This is a genomic window from Actinophytocola sp. (assembly GCF_049647105.1).
Classification (GTDB): Bacteria; Actinomycetota; Actinomycetes; order Mycobacteriales; family Pseudonocardiaceae; genus Actinophytocola.
This window is the reverse complement of sequence record NZ_JBARWZ010000059.1, coordinates 73,326-89,976: the sequence shown is the minus strand read 5'-3', so window position 1 is coordinate 89,976 and position 16,651 is coordinate 73,326. Positions and strand designations below refer to the sequence as shown.

The window sequence follows — 16,651 nt, the reverse complement described above, 5'->3', positions numbered from 1 at the left end:
GACCGGACTTGGGCATCTACCTGTCGATCAACCTCCTGCAACTCAGCCTGGGGTTCCTGCTACAGGACCGCCTCGACCTCACCGCACGAGAGACCGCAGGCATGACCGGACTGGCACTACTGTCAAACCCGGGGCGGGACAGGAGTGATCCGGGTTTGCCGAGATCTGCAAGCTTGCGGACGTGGTGAACCTGGACACCGCCCGATTGCCGGCAGATCTCGCAGGTGTCCGCGAGGAGCCGCGTGATGAGCTCCTTGTGCGGATAGTCAACCCGGATCGGCTGGCGGTCGATGATCGCCGCCGTCTTCTGCCGGCGGAGTGGTGTTTCGTCGAACCGTGCGACCAGTGGCTGCCTGCCATCGCGTTCGATGCGTGCCTCGAAGCAGGTGCGTATCCCGTGCGGTGTCTGGATCTTGGCTTTGTGCTTGGCCGCCATCTTCGACACCGACGAGCGATGCTTGCCCGCCAGGGTCTTGAGCATGGAGGTCTCCATGACCCAGCGCAGCCGGTGAAGCCGATAGACGTCCCCGGCTGGCAGGTAGTACTGGACGATGCCCCGGTAGATGGCCCCGTAGGTGGCGACGATGGTGTGGTCGCTGCCGTTGCTCAGGGCCGCCTGCTTGGCGGGTTTGCCGCGATGCAGATAAGGGGCGGGCTTGGCCTTGATCACGTCCAAGGGAACACGAAGAGCGACCTGGCCGTTGACGCGTCGATAGCGGCCGGTCTTCTTCGTGTCGTTGTGTTGGACGGTGATCTCGTAGCCGGGGAATCGGGCCGCGCCTGTGCGGGCGTGGGTGATCAGCGTCTTGTCGTGGGAGAGTTCCAACGTGAGTTCGTCACGCAGGAACTCCGCCAGCCGTTCCTTGATCTCCTCGGCTTCGGCCTTGGGTCCGGTGAACCCGAGCAGATGGTCTCGCTGCACCCCCCGTGAGGGTGCCCACAGGCAACCAATGCCGAATGTCCCGAGGAGCTGCCGCTTCGGCGTATTGGTTCAGACCTTGCGCCTGAACTTAATCGGGACCGTGGGCTGGCGGCCACGGCCGATGAAGAAGTCCTCTTCGGCTGGATTCGCGTACCTCACCAGGAATGCGCTGAAGGACAGGCTGGGTTGATACTCGAAGTCCAGTCTTGACATGTCCACCAGCACGGTTCCCCACTCGTCGGGGTCGCCAACTGTTGGCGCCCAGCAACATGCCCAACCATCCTGGGTCTCGCCCCAGGCGATCACCCCGGCCACGTCGGGGTTGACAGGGAACTCACGATCACCGGGTCGACGATGGGCCGATACCTCCGCACCAAGCTTCGCGCGTAGCGAAACGAGGTCTCTGTCACCAGTTGGACCCACGATCGTGATGTCACCGAACTCGCCGGGGCCGTAAGTCTCGATGAAAGCCTTGTAATCCGAAGGCAACGTGGCGCCCAGCGCCTGCTCAGTTTCCTGCCAGTCGACGGGCTTGACCACCTCACCCGGCGAGCCGATCAGGTCGTTCAAGGCCCCAACGGCGACCGTCGGGCGTGCGCCGAAACGGTTCAACCCTTCCCAATACCCTGCGTTCACCGGTTCAGGAGCGGTTGACACGGCCGACTCGATCGACTGAAATCCAGGCGCGTTCGATACTGTCGGAACACCGATCAGGCGGCTCTCAAAGCTGCCGCTGACCACAGCGACCAGGAAGTCGCACACGCCACCGTCGAATGGCACCCAGCGCTCGAACTCCGGTTCGGCCGCGACGACCGGCCACAATGTGGGGTCAGGACCATCGGTAACCCAGAAGAACAGTCCGGCACGGGGCGAGACACCCCACGGCAACAGCCCGCCCGGTTCCGGGAATATGGGCAACGGGAACCGTCCCGACTCATCCTCCCGCCAATTCCTCATGTCATCCAGACGATACCCGTAGTATCCCGGGAAATCGTTCTCGACACCACCTGCATCACCAGGACGTATCACCTTCACAACACCACCGAATAAGCCTTGCGGAAATGTTTCGGCGATTTTCTTGTAGTCGTGCGGCAGAGTCAGCCCCAGAGAGTCCTCTATGTCATCCCAGTTGTAGCGGTTTCGCCCGACATCCTCCACGCCCGTCAGCATCAGGAGTTCGGACACCTGACGCCCACGATCTCTTCTGTCGCCGAACAACCCACATCACCACATCTCAAACTGAGGCTATCGCGAATCACACTGTACCATCCGGCAGACTCGCCACGGTTACCTATTAGAGACCACATACAAAAGGCGACCTGTCGCACCACTAATGTATATCTCGATCTCCGCAGGAATGTACGAGTTCGCCGTCGCACCTGGTCGATAGATCGGACGCACGTACACATAGAGACGCTCACCATTGTTGAGACGCCGCGCGATGATGTCCTCGATTCTCGCCATTCCGATTTGATTAGCACCTCGATAGAGCGGCACGAGATTCTCTGGCTTGGTATTCGATCCACCGAAGCGGCGGGCCATCAAGTGCCCCCGATCCATTCCAGGCTGGAAACCAGGAGGAGTGGATCGCGGGGAATCATCGAGGTCCAGCACACGCCCCTTGAAACATCCCTCGACACCTGTCGCCCGCTCCATGTGATCCAGGTTGTGATAGATGATCTCCCCGACGTGGCTGCTCGGGGCACCTTGGCACTTCTTTTCCTGTTCTCGCACATCTACCGAAGGCCCGTTTCCGGGTGCGTCCGCCGCCAGCAACTGTGAAAGCCCGACGAGAATCGCGGCGAGTGCACCCCCTCCACTACCTCGTATCGGCGCGGCGGGAGGGGATTTGGGCGATGGTGCTGTGAGAACCGGAGGTTGTGACACCGGCGGCACGAGAAGGCTGGGCATGTCGAGCGACGGAGCCGCCTCTTCGGCTGACCAGTCGCACCCGTCGCAATACCGTTCGATCTCGGACGGGGAGTACTCGGCGTTCTGCAGCAGCGGGCCGTCGCCGGTGAGCGAGTTCTCCAGCTTTTGGTAGCTGTCGTTGATGTCGTCGATCGGGTCCTGGAAGTCGCTTGCGGTTCTGGACGGGACGTCCGGGGCTGGGGACACCGGGGCGGTGATCGAGCCGCCGTAGAGCGGCGCCAGCATCGCGCCTGGGATCGGCATCGGGTTGTTCAGCGCAGCGGCTCGGTTGGCCTGGCGTGCTGCGATTGCCGGGTCGGGACGGGGTGCCCCTGCGCCACCACCTCGAGGGCCATTGATCGAACCCGTCAGGGAGCCGCTTGCTCCACCAGGATTGAAGTCCAGGTCCGCTCCGCGCCAGTTGCATGGACCGAAGGTCTTGAGGCCCGCACAGCAGTCGAGTGTTCGGACGTACGGTGGCAGTGGTGATCCTCCGCAGCTGGAGCCGCCCGGTAGGGCGCCCAGACCGCTACCGATCTGACCACCTGAGTCCGGGTGGACGCAGACCGCCGACTCGGGGTTGCCCGGGAGATCCTTGCACTTCAGCGGGTTGTGGCCGCTCGGATCGCTGTAGTTCATCGGAGACGACGCGCCGTAGGAGTAGCGGTTCGCCATCGGGGACGGGCTCGTCGGGAGGGCCGCGCTGTCCCTGCTCGAGAAACCACCCGAGGACGGGTCATACCAACGGGCGGTCATGTTGACCTGGTCGGTGTCCGGGTCGGTGTAGTCGCCCTGGTAACCGATCTTGCGTTCGGTGCCGTCGGTGACCTTGCCCCACGGGTCGTAGGCCGTGCTGTCTGAGATGGCGCTGCCTGCGGTCGGGAGGCTCGCCATGACGTCGCCGTGCTGGTCGGCCAGAGCCAGGCTCTGGTCGGCGCCGGTCCGGGTGGAGAGCAGCTCGCCCCCCGGGCCTCTTCCGAAGCTCGTCGTGCCGTCCGTGGCCAGTTCGTTGGTCGCGCCGCTGTAGGTGAACCGTGCGCCGTTGCGGGTGGCCACTCGGTCCAGCGCGTCGTAGGTGTACGTCGCGGCGCCTTGCTGCTTGAGCCTGTCGAAGCCGTCGAAAGCGACCGGGGAACCCGACTTCGACGACAGCGTCCCGCGGGGCGTGTAGGTGTAGCTGTCGGTGCCGTCGGACTGGAGACGGTTGCGTTCGTCGTACGTCGCGACCTTGGCGCCCGCCGCCACTCGGTTGCTCGCCGCGTCCCAGCCGTACGTCGTCGTGGTCGGGGAGCCGCCGGTGGGCTGGTGGGTCCAGCTCGTCAGGCGGTCCGCGCGGTCGTAACCGTAAGTGTTCACGCCCGCGTCGGCGAGACCTGCCGTCTCCTTCGTGGTCAGGCGGTCGTTCAGGTCATAGCCGTACTCGATCGACGCGCCGGCGACGGTGTCGCTGACCGGACGCGCCAGGTCGTCGTAGGTGAACTCGCGAACGCGACCACTGCCATAGTTCACAGTGGACAGCAGGCCGGTGTCGTCGTAGTCCAGGACCTGGGTGACGCCGGTGATGCCGTCCTGCATCGTGGTCAGGCGGCCGGTCGTGTAGCCGAAGTTGGCGGTGCCGGACGCGTCCGTTCTGCTTACCGGGTTGCCGTCGGCGTTGTACGTGTAGTTCGTGTCACCGGACGGGCCGCCGGTGGACAGCAACGCGTCTCGGTCGTTGTAGGTGAACCGGTTCTCGCCTGCCGAGGTGGAGGCGCTGATCGTGCGGCCGAGTGCGTCGTGGTCGTACGACTTCGCCGGGGTGTCCGTCGCTGCCGCGGCGGTCAGCCGGTCCAGGAGGTCGTAGGTGTTCGTGCGTTCGACGTTGCCGGGGAGGTCCGTGCGGACCGGGTTGGCCGTGGCGTCATAGGCAACCGTCCACGTGCGGTCCGCCGCGTTCGGGTGAGCCGTCGTGGACGGCTCGACCACCGACTCCGGAAGGCCCCACTCGTTGACGGTGTACTCGGTCGTGTTGCCGCGGCCGTCGGTGTAGCGGGTTTGGTTGCCCGCCGCGTCATAGCCGAACGTCGTGGTGATCGACTCCGTTGCCGAGACCGGTTCGACCTGTTCCTGCAGGCGGCCCAGCGCGTCGGAGGTGTAGCGGCTGACGTGGCCCAGCGGGTTGGTGACGGTCTTGAGGTTGCCAACCCGGTCGTACGCGAACTTCGACTTCCTCAGGGGAACGCCCGCCGGGGTCAGGTCCAGCACCTGGGTCGGACGGCCCGCGAGGTCGTAGAGCGTGCGCTGCTTGCGGCCAGCCGCGTCGGCGCTCGTCGCCTGGCGGCCGGACCTGTCATAACCGAGCGACACCGCCACACCGGACGGGTCCGTCGCGCGGATCAGCTGGTTCAGCTTGTCGTAGGCGTAGCTCGCCGTGGCGCCCGACGGGGCCTTGGCCGTGAGCAGGTTCGACGCGTCGTCGTAGGTGAACTCGCTCGTGTACGTGCCCGGCGCCGGGTAACGCTCCAGCTCGCTGGTGGTCTGCAGACGGCCGAGGTCGTCGTAGGTGTACTCGTTGCGGGCACCCATCGGGTTGGTCGCCGAGAGCACCTCACCTGTGCGGGTGTAGCCGTACCGCCACACACCCCCGGACTCGCCCGCCTGGTCGGCGTGCGGGTCGGTCTGGGTGGTCAGGCGCCCCAGCTGGTCGTACTCGTACCTGGTCACCGCCCCACGTGGGTTGGTCGAGGTCGTGACGCGGCCCATGGCGTCGTACGCCTGCGAGGACGTCGCCGTGATCGGGGTGGCGCCCGGCGGGGTGTACTGGGGTGACGTCGTCGAGACGAGCCTGCTCAGCTTGTCGTAGCCGTACCGCCACGTCTCGCCGTTCGCGTCCGTCGCGTGGGTGGTGGCGCCGAACGTGTCGTAACCGGTCTTCGTTGTCGGGCGGGTCAGGCCGCCGGGTTCGGTCTCGACCTCCGGTGCCGTCGCCGTCACCAGGCGGCCAAGGGCGTCGTACCGGTAGTCGGTCCTCGCGCCCGCCGGGTCCGTTGTGGACGTCACGAGGCCGCGCTGGTCGTGGCCGTACGTGGTGGCGAGATCCTCGGTTCCTGTGTGGACGGTCTCGCTCGTCTGCCTGCCTACCGGGTCGTAGCCGAAGTCGACGACTTCCGCGGTGGCGTCGTCGAACTCGCCGGTGTTGGACTCGCGGCCGGTCATGCGGACCTGGGTGACGTTGCCGTTCAGGTCGTAGGTCCACCCGGTGCGGCGGGCGAGGCCAAGCGGGTCGGCGGTCATGGCGCTGCGGCGGCCCACCGCGTCGGTCTCGTACGTGGTGACGCGGCCGCCCGCGGTGGTCTGGCGGGCGAGGTTGCCTGCCGCGTCGTACTCGTTCGTTGCCAGTACGAGGTTGCGGGACGTGGCGATGGTGTCCTTGAGGAGACCGTCGTCGTGGTACCGGTACGCGGTGGTCCGGCCCATGGCGTCGGTGCTGCTGGTCAGCTCACCGTTCAGCGCGTAGGCGTAGGAGGCGAGGACCAGGTAGTCCTCCGGCCCCGGCTGCGCACCGCCCGGGTCACCGGTCCAGCCGCGCAGCCGCACCTCGGCGAGCTTGTTGCGGCGGGTGTAGGTGTAGTCGTACTGGACGCCGCTCGCGTCGACCATCCTCGTGGTGTTGCCGAACGCGTCGTAACCGAAGCCGGTCTCGTTGCCCTCGGCGTCGGTCATCCGTACGACGCGGTTGTGCTCGTCGTACAGCAGGGACGCGACGCGGGTCGGATCGTCGCCCTCGATGTCGTCGGCTTCTGCCTTCGTCGGGTTGCCGTCGGCGTCGTAGGTGGTCGTGGTGCGCAGGCGGTGGTTGTCGCCGGTGACCTCGTTCTCCACTCCGGGCGCGGTGGTGACGGTCGGACGGGACAGCTTGTCGTAGGTGACCGTCGTGCTGACACCACTCGGGAAGCTGTCCGAGATCTCCGTGCTGGTGGTGCGGCGGCCGAGTTCGTCGTAGGTGAAGCGGGTGACGAGGCCGGTCGCGGAGCGGATCTCGGCCAGGTCACCGGTGCGGAAGTACCCGTAGGTGGTGACCGCGCCACGTGGGTTCGTGGTCGTGTGCACCAGGCCCGCCGGGGTGTTGCCGCCGCCAACCGCCGGAGTGCTGTCGGTCGTGTACGTGTGGCGGACGACCGCGCCGTCCGGCGTCGTCTGCGTCTCCAGATCACCGCGCGTGGTGTAGGTGTACGCGGTGCGGTACCGGTTGTCGGTGGCGGAGCTGGACCGGGCGTCGCGGGTCGCGATCACCTTGTCCAGGCGTGGGTCGGTGAGGTTCGACCCGACCGGGGTGTACTCGAAGTACGCGGTCTGGCAGGACGTACCGGTGCGGCAGGTCTTGCGGGTCGTGATGTTGCCGCGTGCGTCGTTGGTCAGTGTCACCGACTTGCCGAGCTCGTCGGTGATGGTGCTCTGGAACCCGTTGGCGTCGTAGGTGAACGTGCGGGCGCCCTGCATGTCGATGGGCGGGAACGAGCCTTCACCACCGCCGATCGGGATCTCGCAGAACGGCTCCTCCTCCGGCGGCGGGCACTCGTACGGCGGCGGGGTCGGGATCGACTCGTCCGGCGGCGGCTCGTCCTCCGGGCGGGACTGACCGATCGGCGCGAGGTAGCGCAGGATGCGGCCGCGCAACGGGTCGTAGTCGTAGAAGTGGGCCCGGTTGCCCGGGTCGGCGACCCGGACCGTGCGGATGACGTTGTCCTTGGTGCCCGTGACCATCGGTGCGCCGAGGGTCCAGCTGCCGCCGTTGCGGTCGGTGTATTCAAGCAGCCGGTCGCGGCCGGTGTCGTACCGCATCTCCGCGGCTGTCTTGCCGCTGGGCAGCACGGTCTTGCTCATCTGCGAGGCCGCGGCCCGCGCGCGATGGTGCGACTGCACGGCGGGCAGGCCCAGCGGGTGCTGGTAGACCGCGACCTCGTCGATCACACCGGTGAACGAGCGGCGCTGCGCGGTCCCCCACCCTGGCAGGTGCGACGGCGTGATCGCGAACGCGGCACCGACCTGGCTGTGGTTGTACGCGCTGTGGTTGATCGCTCCCGCGCGGGTGCCGACGACCTGGCCGTCGAGGTACAGCGTCTGGCTGTTGATGGTGCTGGAGAGCACCATGTGGTGCCACTGGTTGTCGTTCACCGTTCCCGTGGTGACGAACTGGTTGACCGTCCCGGTCCAGAACTGGCCGCGCAGCTTTCCGTCGGTGTCCACATAGACCAGCGGCACCGCCGCGGTCGGGGTCACACCATCGGGCTGGTTCTGGATGCCCAGGAGCGGGCCGCCGTTGGACGTGCGGAACCACATCTCCACCGACAGTTCGCGGCTCTTGCGAACCGTGCCCTGCGGGAGGGTCATCGCCGACGTGGTGCCGTTGAACGTGGCGGCCGTGTCACCATCGGCGATGCCAGCCGAGCCGAGGGTGACGTCCTTGTAGGCGGCCTTGTCGGTGCCGAGGTTGAGGCCGATCTGGCTCTGTGCCTCGGTTCCGGACGGGTCGCCGAGTCGCCAGTACGAGTCGGGTTTGGCGTCGACGACCGTGCTGCGGTAGTGCGAGCCCTCGGTGTACTCGTACGTGGTGCAGCCGTCGGTCGGATCGCACGCTTTGGTGAGGCGGTCGCCGTCGTAGGTGTAGGTCCAGGTCAGCGGGGCGCCGTTCACCGGGTCGGTGCTGACCGTGCGGATGTGCGCGCCGGACCAGGTGACCGTGAGCTTGCGGCCGCTGGTGCGGTTGGTGACGGTGCTGAGCTTGCCGTCGGTGCCGTAGGTGAACGCGACCGAGCGGCCGGCGTTGTCGTAGATCTCCGACGGACGACCGTCGGGGCGGAACACGTACAGGGACGCGGACTTGTCGGTCAGCGTCCACCCGCCGCCCTCGGCCGCGGTGCGCGGGACCAGGGTCGCGTACCGGCCAGGTGGCGGCGCGAGACGGCCGCCGGTGGGCTGGCCGCTCGCGTCGAGGTTGGCGCCGAACCGGGCCTGCTGACCGTCCGGGTAGGTGACGACGACGTTGCCGGAGCCGTCGTTGTCCGGGGTGATCCGCATGTCGTACTGGCTGGACCAGCCCGCGCCGAACGCGGAGTCGGTGCGCGGGTCGAGGCTGTTGTAGGTGCGGACGACCGACAGCTTCGGCCCGATCGTGGACACGGTCGCGTCGACCGCGCTCGCCGTGTAGTTGCCGACCTGCGGGTCGAACTCGCCGGACCGGCCACCGTAGGGCGCGTTGCCGAGGTGCGTGGTGATCTCCGGCTGCGGTACGGCGGTCAGCAGCGCACTGAAGGGCGTCGGCTCGTTCTCCGACGTGCCGTCCGAGGCGTACACACGCCAGTGGTAGGTCTTGCTCCACTGCAACCGTCCTGTCGGCACCGTCCATGTTGGACTCGCCTGGCGGCCCGAGTCGAAGCAGTTGGTCTTGTTCTCGTCGCACACCTCGAACCGGTACTGGGGTGCGCTGCCGGACGGTGCGTCGATGTCGACGGCACGCGCCCACAGGCTCGGCGTCAGCGACGGCGCGGAGTAGCCGTTGGGCGGGTACAGCTCCTGTACGACCGGCGGGATGTCCACCACGGTCAGAACGAGCACGGCAGGGGCGATCTGTTCGTCGGTGAACACCGGGCCGCCGCGGCGCATCATGGTGAACTCGAGCCGGTAGGTGCCCGGCTGCAACGGCTTGATGTAGGCGTCGAGCGTGACCGAGGAGCCTCGCGGGGTCGAGCCCGACAACGAGGCCGACTCGGACCAGCCGAGGTACTCGCCGTTCCGGTTGAAGATCCGGTACGCGAGGGCGTAGCCGGACGTCCACGGATCCACGCCGCGGTTGGTGGCCTTGAGCTTGACCTTGCCGCCCTGGAGCCGCGTGACCGGCGGGTCCGGGACGGGGTTCACGAACTCGTAGTCGGCGTTGAACGGCGTGTGGGTGATCGCGAGCCGGGGCGGGTTCGCGGTGCCGGCCTGGGCGAACTTCTTCCAGCCGTACACGTCGGTCTCGGAGGCGCGGACGGTGAGGCCGTAGTTGTTCTGCTGGCCGTTCACCCACCGCTGCACCAGGTCACGGCCTGCGATGCCGAGCGGGATGGCCTCGGTCGCGGTCGGGCACCGCGAGGTCGTCGTTCCACTCGCGATGAACCCGTGGGCGAAGCTCTTGCTGCCCAACGGGGATGTGGTGAACGCCGGGCCGGGGTAGGAATGGCCGGTCCCCGCCGCCCACTGCTGGGTCACCGCGTGGATGCTCACCGGACGCGGGTTACAGGACCAGGAGTGGTAGTTGGTGAGCGACAGCTGCGCACCGAAGATCTTGTGACCCGCGAGGCCGTCTTCGACATGGGGGAAGGAGAGGTAACTCGCCGCGGTGTAGCTGCCACCGGAGTCGGTGGCACGGCCGACCTTGAGGTCGTCGGTGTTGCTGAAGTTGGTGCCGTCGCTGTTGCGCTGGACGTACATGCTCGACGCGGCGGCACGCACGTCGACCGGCGGGTCCACGGTTACCGGGTACACGCGCTGTGGATCGCGCAGCCACTTCTCGTCCAGGGTCATCCGGATGGCGTCACCGACCAGTTCGTAGGTGACGCCGTAGGAGGTCGCGTACTCCCCCATCCGCTCGTTGTACGCGGAGTCGAACATGAACCCGCGCGGGATTCGCGCCCGCTCCGTTCCCTTCTCGTCGCGGAAGACGATCGCGCCGTCCACGATGGACGCCGTGAGACCGCTGGTCTTGAGCGGGAACAGCCATTCGTGGGGCGCGTCCGGGGACTTCAGCGCGATGGTCTCCTTGAGACCGCGGGTGGTGACCTCGAGCCGTAGGTCCGCGTCCTGCCGCACGTCCGGGTAGGTCACGGCACTGCCGTCGACCGTCCCCGTCGATGTCGCGGCACGGTCCAAACCGAACTCGATCCGGTGCGTGCCGTCGAGGTCGAGCCGTGCCACCGGGCCGGAGCCGGTCGCCTCTGCGGTCCAGACCCGGACGGAGTCCTCGGCGTTGCGCCAGCCCTCCCCGTCCGGCACGAGCCGGGTGTCGATCGGCCGCCAGGTGCCATCGGCCTGCTTGAAGTTGAGGGGGTCCCGGCTGAACTCCGTCGTCTGCGTGCCGTCCGCGTTCTCGAAGGTGCGCTGCGCCTCTTTTCGCAGCTCAGGCAGCTCACGGCTGGTGGCGGTATCGAATCCCCGCACCGCCGGGTCCTGCGACTCGCCGACCCGCGCGACGTTGCGTGCCGCATCAGCCTCCTGCGCCTCAATGGGCGGGTACTTCGACTGGAGTGTCCGCGCATCGGCCGGATTGGCCCGGCCACCGGCCTCATGTGACCGCCCTGCGGCGTCACCCCACTCCTGCGCAGGTCCGGACCCGGGTGCCGCCACCTGCTGGTTCGCACCGGGCGTGTCCGGCCCGAGCGTGGTCGCGACGACCGCGAACACCGTCAACGCGACGAGGACACGCCTCCCCAGCGAGACTTTTCCTGCAGCAGACAACGCCAGCACCCTGACCCTCCAGAACGGATAAACCGCGACAACGGGTGCCCTCCCCGAAGGGCTCGCCGACGCACATGAATACCGGCCAGCAAACTGCATGGCAAGAAGAAGCCGCCGTTCGGCCTAGTCGGAAAATGTTACACGACAAATTTGTGCGCTACCTCACAAACAGGACGGCTTGACTGCTGTCACCTGCGCAAACGACACTGTCCGACGGCCCGCACGGGGACGGGCGACCACCGACGACGCGGCTCGGGCAAGCTGACACTGGGGGTTACCAGATCAATTCGGCGCACACGCGCCGAATTTGACGTGCGGTAATTTCCGGCCTGTTTCCGAATACCGCGTTTCCGCATGGAAACGGAAGGAAACAGCCGTGCGACTGGCTCGCATTTCCACCCTTGTCGCCGTGTGCACGGTGGCCGCGTCCGTCGCGACCGTGCCACCCACCGCCGCCGCGACAGAGAACTCCACCCTTGAGTGCACGCCCACCGCGCCCATCTACCGGGTGACCAGCAACGGCATCATGTACCACTACCAGCACACGGAGCCGGAGACCGGCGCCGACCTCGCATTCGTTCCGAATCCACCGATCATGGGCACCGGTTGGAATCTCGGCCGACCTGTCGCCGCCCCGAACGGCGTCATCTACATGGCGTGGAACGACGGCGCGCTGCGCCGGTACCGGTGGAACGGCACCGGCTGGGACACCTTCCAGAACGGCAACTTCTTCGAGATCATCGAGCCTGGCGGCTGGGCGCAGTACAACACCGCGTCGTACCGCAACCGGATCACCGTCGACTCCGAAGGGCACATCTACACCGTCGAACCTGACGGCCACCTCCACTGGCGGGGTGTCAACCCGACCACCAGCACATGGGAACACCGCGTGCTCGCCGGGCAGTGGGGCCAGTTCGACCTCATCGTCGCGGCCGGCCGCGGGGTGCTCTACGCACGGACGACGGCGGGTGCGCTCTACCGGTACCGCTACGACGCGGCGTCACAACGCTGGCTGATGTTCGGCAAGCAGGTCGGGCACACGTGGAACATCTTCGACCGAGTCCTCTCCGCCGGCGGCGACGTGCTCTACGCCGTACAGCCGGACGGCAAGATGTACTGGTACCGGTGGGACGAGAACACCGAGGCATGGATCTCCAACGTCGGGAAGATAGTCGGTGCGGGCTGGATCGACTGGGCGACATCAGGGATGCCCAACTCGTGCCAGCGAATCGGCACCAGCACACCAACACGGCCCGCTGTACCAGCACAGCCGAACGGCCCCGTCACCCTGCTCAACACAAGCGACGGACACCTGCACTACGGCTACGTCGACCCCGAGGGACGTGCGACTCATGCTGAGGCAGTCGATCTGACCGGCGACACGCCGTTCGGTGCCCAGGTCGTGCCCGGCCTCACTGGAGTCAGCGCGACCACCGCCATGGGCGAGTACCAGGATGGCCGAGTGGTGCTCTCCGCCAACGGCACCGACGCGGACGTGCTTGAGAGCGTGCGCGGCGCGGACGACGTCTGGAGTGCCCCTACCAAGGAAGGTGGCTTTCTGGTCACCGCACCCACGACGGCCCGGCTATCCGGCGGCATCCTTGCCGAGTTCGGCCTCGCCGCCGACTACGGGCTGTGGGTTCGGCGCCAGGTCGCAACCAACGCCCCGTTCGGCGGGTGGCAGTTCGCCGGTTCGACGCCACTCGACCACCAGCGGCTCACCGCGGTGTCGACCAGCGCGGGCGTGCGCCTCGTCGGTCTGGGTCGCGACGGCCAGTTCCGGACCGCGACCTACGAGAACGGTGTGCTCAGCGATTGGACGAGCCTGGGTGGGAGCGGGTTCACCGGCACCGCCTCGGTGGTGGAAATGCCGGGCAACACGGTGCAGGTGTTCGCGACCGACAGCACCGGAACCGTCCAGACCCAGCGCCAGACCGCGACCGGTTTCCCGGGAACGTGGACCGCTCTGCCCGGCATCGCCGCGTCGGGTAGCCCGTCGGCGGTCATGTCCATCGGCGGCATGTTGCAGGTCGTGACCAGAGGTCCGGGCAACTACATTTACTACCGCGGCCAGACGGCACCGAGTTCGACCACGTGGACGGCTTGGCAGCCGATCACACTCGGTGATGAGACCTCCACCGACCCATCGGCACTGACCGTGCCGAGCGCGGGGACCTGGGTGGTCGCGTATCTCACCGACACGAATGAACCGAAGCTCCGCCGAGCCCCGGCATCGGTCGCGCGTAGCACCAGTCCGGGCTTCGTAGAGGTACCAATCCAACGTGGTCCCCTGAGCTAACGCCGTCAGGCGGTCTCTCCCGAGGGACTGTCACGAAACTCCCGCTCCGAGCGCGGCGGACTTGGCTGTTCGCCGCGCTCGGGCTCGGCGTTATACATCTCGTTCCGAATGGATCACTGATCATCCACGGACACGAGAAAGAATGTTCGCACCGTGGGCTCGCAGCCGACCTTCAATCAGGTCGATATCGCTTCCTTCGCCAATAACAGACAGATAGCGGCAAATCGCTGACAACAGCGCGAGCTGACCGCTGCGCGTCTGCAATTCAGGCGTCTCACCGATACGCCGCGCCGTGGGCTCGTGGAGCACACTGTTGCAGTACAACGTCGCCAGGTCATATCCGGCGAACGCCGGACGCCAGCTCTCCCAGTCGAGGATGCACAGCTGCGGCCGACGCAGATTGCCCCAATGCAGGTCAGCGTGCGCAGTTGTCCAGTTGACATCCGCGAAAGCCTTCTCGGACAACGTGAAGCCGAAGTGGAACCTCACATCACGGATCGTGGTATCCACCACGCCCAGCTCGTTGTGCCACTGCATCGGAGTATCAGACAGCGCAGACAACGACCACCCCAGCTCGTGCCACCAGGAGTCGGACAGCATCGGATCGTCACGCAGGACGCCACCTGGGGCGACCGTCTCCCCGGGCGCGAGGGTCATCACCTCGCCCCGGAGTCGACGGCCCCACAGATACTCCTCAGCGTGTCGCCAGTCGTACCACCGGAGCACGATCGGCTTGTCGACACCGAGAATCGAGTTGGCCACGACGTTGCCGTCCCACCGACACACCGGCTCGTAGTCCGCGTCCTCCACGACGACCCGCAGCCAGACATCGCCGTTATCCCCGTCCTGAGCGACCGCCCCAGCTGAACGCATGTCGAAGGTATTCACCGGATCGCCGACCAACCTCACAGCGAGCCTTGCCGCCGCCACGTCGAGCTGCTTGTCGAGCCAGACCCGGCGTTGCTCGACGGCCTTTTCGATTTCCTCGGCGTCCATACTCACTTCTTCGCGAACTCGCCTTCTTTGGCCCAGCTGCCGCCTTTGCGGCCCCAATCCACACCGCAGATGGCCGCAGATGTCGGTGCGTGAGCGGCCACGAACTGTGCCCATGCACCGTTACCTTGCGACACCGTACGCACGATCTGCTCCAGGATCGTCATCCGTTCCCTCTATGCGTAGTAGTTCGGCAAGCGCCAGAACGAGCGCTTGAACGGAGTTGCGACAATGATCGGTCTCCGTTGCTGTGAAGGTGCCGTGCTCGAAGAACCGGTCACCCGCTTGTGTGCCCTGACAGAACGCGAAGAACTCACACGTCTGCTTGCACGTCTCCAACCCGGCCGTGAACTCCTGGACGTACAACAGCCCGTCAGAGCGGTTGAGGATCGTGGGCAGGTCGTCGGCCAGCACGTTACCCGCGATGAAATCGCTGTAGATGGTGCTGCGGACCCCTAGCAATTCTGGCGAAAGCAGCACCACGTCGCCGTTCCAGCCGATCGTCGGAATGGGGTCGTGCTTGGAGTCCGCGTCTCGGCGCTCGCTGGCCAGGCCTAGGAAACCCAACACGTTGTCGACCTCACGCACCGTCAAGTCGGGATTGTCCCGGCACCACTCGAACGTGTCCCGCCAGAACCCGCGAGCGTGCTCGATCGACGGAGTCTGCCCGTCGACGTTCGCACCCTCTTTCGCCTCGACGTTGAACCCGACCCACGACGTACCCAAGTCTCGTATGAAGTCCAGGACCTGCACAGCTTGTCTGGTGCCGCCCTGGCTGACCACGGCCAAGACCGTGAAGTGGATTCCGCGCCGCTTCAAGGTCTCCACACCGGTGACCGTGCGGTCGAACATCGGGTGGCCACCTCGGTCGACGCGATGGCGGTTGAGCGTGCGGGGGCCGTCGATGCTCACTCCCACACCGATGTCGTACTGCTCGAACACGTCACACCAGGCGTCAGTGATCGGCCTGCCGCCGCCCGTCTGCACCTTGTGCCGCACCCGACCGGCCCGACGCAGCGGTTCGAACGGTGCCAGCAACTCCACGAAGCGCTCGACCCCGACCGCCAGCGGCTCCCCGCCGTGCCACACCACCTCGACTGGCTCCCACGAAGACCCGATGCCATCGGCGATGGCGGTGGCCACCAGCGGCGTCATCTCTTGCTTCAAATGCCGTTCCAGGAGATAGCAGTACGTGCAGTCCATCGGGCACAACGTCGTCGGCTGCACGACGATCGTCCTAGGCTGCTCGGTCAACCAGCGAGTCACGGTTCCTCGTTTCTCCCCGTCACGACAGCCTCCGCCTGCCGAGTCCGTCACCCAAGACGATGCGCCGCTGGTAGCCGGGTGTATCTCATCGCGGCGTCCACAGCAGGCTTGAACGTTTCACGAGCGAAGGCGCTGCCGGCTGCCCTGGCTCAGGGAGACCAATCAGCTCGAAGACGACTTCCTGGATGCCTGAACCTTGCTTGGACCAGACACACCCACCGCCGTTCTCGTCCGCGAGCACGCGGGCAGCGCTGACGTTCGTACGATCGAACACGAAGATCGCGTCCGTGTACTGCTGGCGGCTGAAGCTGCCCGCGATCCCCTCAAGCGGACCGTCTTCGTCCTGGATGAGCCGGAAGACCCACCCAGCTTCCCGTACGTCGAGAAGCTGTTGAAGCTCTGGGTACAGGCGTAACGAGTCGGCGCTCGTGACTTGCGGGTTCATCAGCTCAGCACCTCACCCCGGACGGGCAGCTTGACGAGTTCGCCCGCGATGCTCGCCGCAAACTGCTCGGGAGGCCGACAGTTGCATTCCACCCGCACTACCCGAAAGCCAGCGGCGACCAGCGTGTCTGTCGCCTGCTGGCCTGCATGGCCGCTGCCTGGATTGCGCCGAAAGCGGTTGCGCGGTCCTCGTTCGTTCAGTCGCTCGGCGATGGACACGTGCGTGATCACGTTGCGCTTCTCCAAAGTCAGCCGGGTGGGACTCATGGAGAGTAAACAAGTCGACAGGTCCATGAACAGCAAGTTGCTCATAGTTGCTCACAACTCTGGAAGTAATGAGA

9 protein-coding genes are annotated in these 16,651 nt (G+C 66.3%); 1 reads left to right on the top strand and 8 read right to left on the bottom strand.

The genetic code is table 11. From position 1 onward, the window contains the following. Positions 1 to 16 precede the first annotated feature (16 nt). The 3 genes from WBA97_RS07985 to WBA97_RS07975 all read right to left on the bottom strand — a co-directional run bounded on the left by WBA97_RS07985 (position 17) and on the right by WBA97_RS07975 (position 11,254). Complete coding sequence (locus WBA97_RS07985; RefSeq protein WP_424230071.1) at positions 17 to 922, bottom strand: group II intron reverse transcriptase/maturase; 906 nt, start codon at positions 920 to 922, stop codon at positions 17 to 19. 69 nt (positions 923 to 991) lie between these two features. Next, positions 992 to 2,107: an SMI1/KNR4 family protein gene (locus tag WBA97_RS07980; protein ID WP_424230070.1), complete on the bottom strand. Its 1,116-nt coding sequence runs from the start codon at positions 2,105 to 2,107 to the stop codon at positions 992 to 994. A 102-nt stretch (positions 2,108 to 2,209) separates the two neighbouring features. Further along, the gene (locus WBA97_RS07975; RefSeq protein ID WP_424230106.1) at positions 2,210 to 11,254 is read right to left on the bottom strand and encodes a DNRLRE domain-containing protein; all 9,045 of its coding nucleotides are present in this window, start codon (positions 11,252 to 11,254) and stop codon (positions 2,210 to 2,212) included. Between the two features lie 430 nt (positions 11,255 to 11,684). Here WBA97_RS07975 and WBA97_RS07970 point away from each other — a divergent pair, with 430 nt between their 5' ends. Beyond that, entirely contained in the window at positions 11,685 to 13,607 is a 1,923-nt protein-coding gene (locus tag WBA97_RS07970; RefSeq protein WP_424230069.1) for a tachylectin-related carbohydrate-binding protein, read from the top strand. 120 nt (positions 13,608 to 13,727) lie between these two features. Here the strand turns inward: WBA97_RS07970 and WBA97_RS07965 are convergent, their stop codons facing one another. The 5 genes from WBA97_RS07965 to WBA97_RS07945 all read right to left on the bottom strand — a co-directional run bounded on the left by WBA97_RS07965 (position 13,728) and on the right by WBA97_RS07945 (position 16,622). Next, positions 13,728 to 14,603, bottom strand: a complete 876-nt coding sequence (locus tag WBA97_RS07965) for a hypothetical protein (protein ID WP_424230068.1) — start codon at positions 14,601 to 14,603, stop codon at positions 13,728 to 13,730. 2 nt (positions 14,604 to 14,605) lie between these two features. Continuing rightward, positions 14,606 to 14,767, bottom strand: a complete 162-nt coding sequence (gene amcA / locus WBA97_RS07960; RefSeq protein ID WP_424230067.1) for a multiple cyclophane-containing RiPP AmcA — start codon at positions 14,765 to 14,767, stop codon at positions 14,606 to 14,608. After that, positions 14,724 to 15,854 (bottom strand): cyclophane-forming radical SAM peptide maturase AmcB, encoded by a 1,131-nt coding sequence (gene amcB, locus WBA97_RS07955; protein ID WP_424230066.1) that lies wholly within the window; start codon positions 15,852 to 15,854, stop codon positions 14,724 to 14,726. Before amcB ends, amcA begins: the two co-directional genes overlap by 44 nt. Before the next feature lie 97 nt (positions 15,855 to 15,951). After that, positions 15,952 to 16,311, bottom strand: a complete 360-nt coding sequence (locus WBA97_RS07950; protein ID WP_424230065.1) for a hypothetical protein — start codon at positions 16,309 to 16,311, stop codon at positions 15,952 to 15,954. Continuing rightward, positions 16,311 to 16,622 carry a hypothetical protein gene (locus tag WBA97_RS07945; RefSeq protein ID WP_424230064.1) on the bottom strand — a complete coding sequence of 104 codons (312 nt, stop codon included), beginning with the start codon at positions 16,620 to 16,622 and terminating at the stop codon, positions 16,311 to 16,313. Before WBA97_RS07945 ends, WBA97_RS07950 begins: the two co-directional genes overlap by 1 nt. Positions 16,623 to 16,651: the final 29 nt, after the last annotated feature.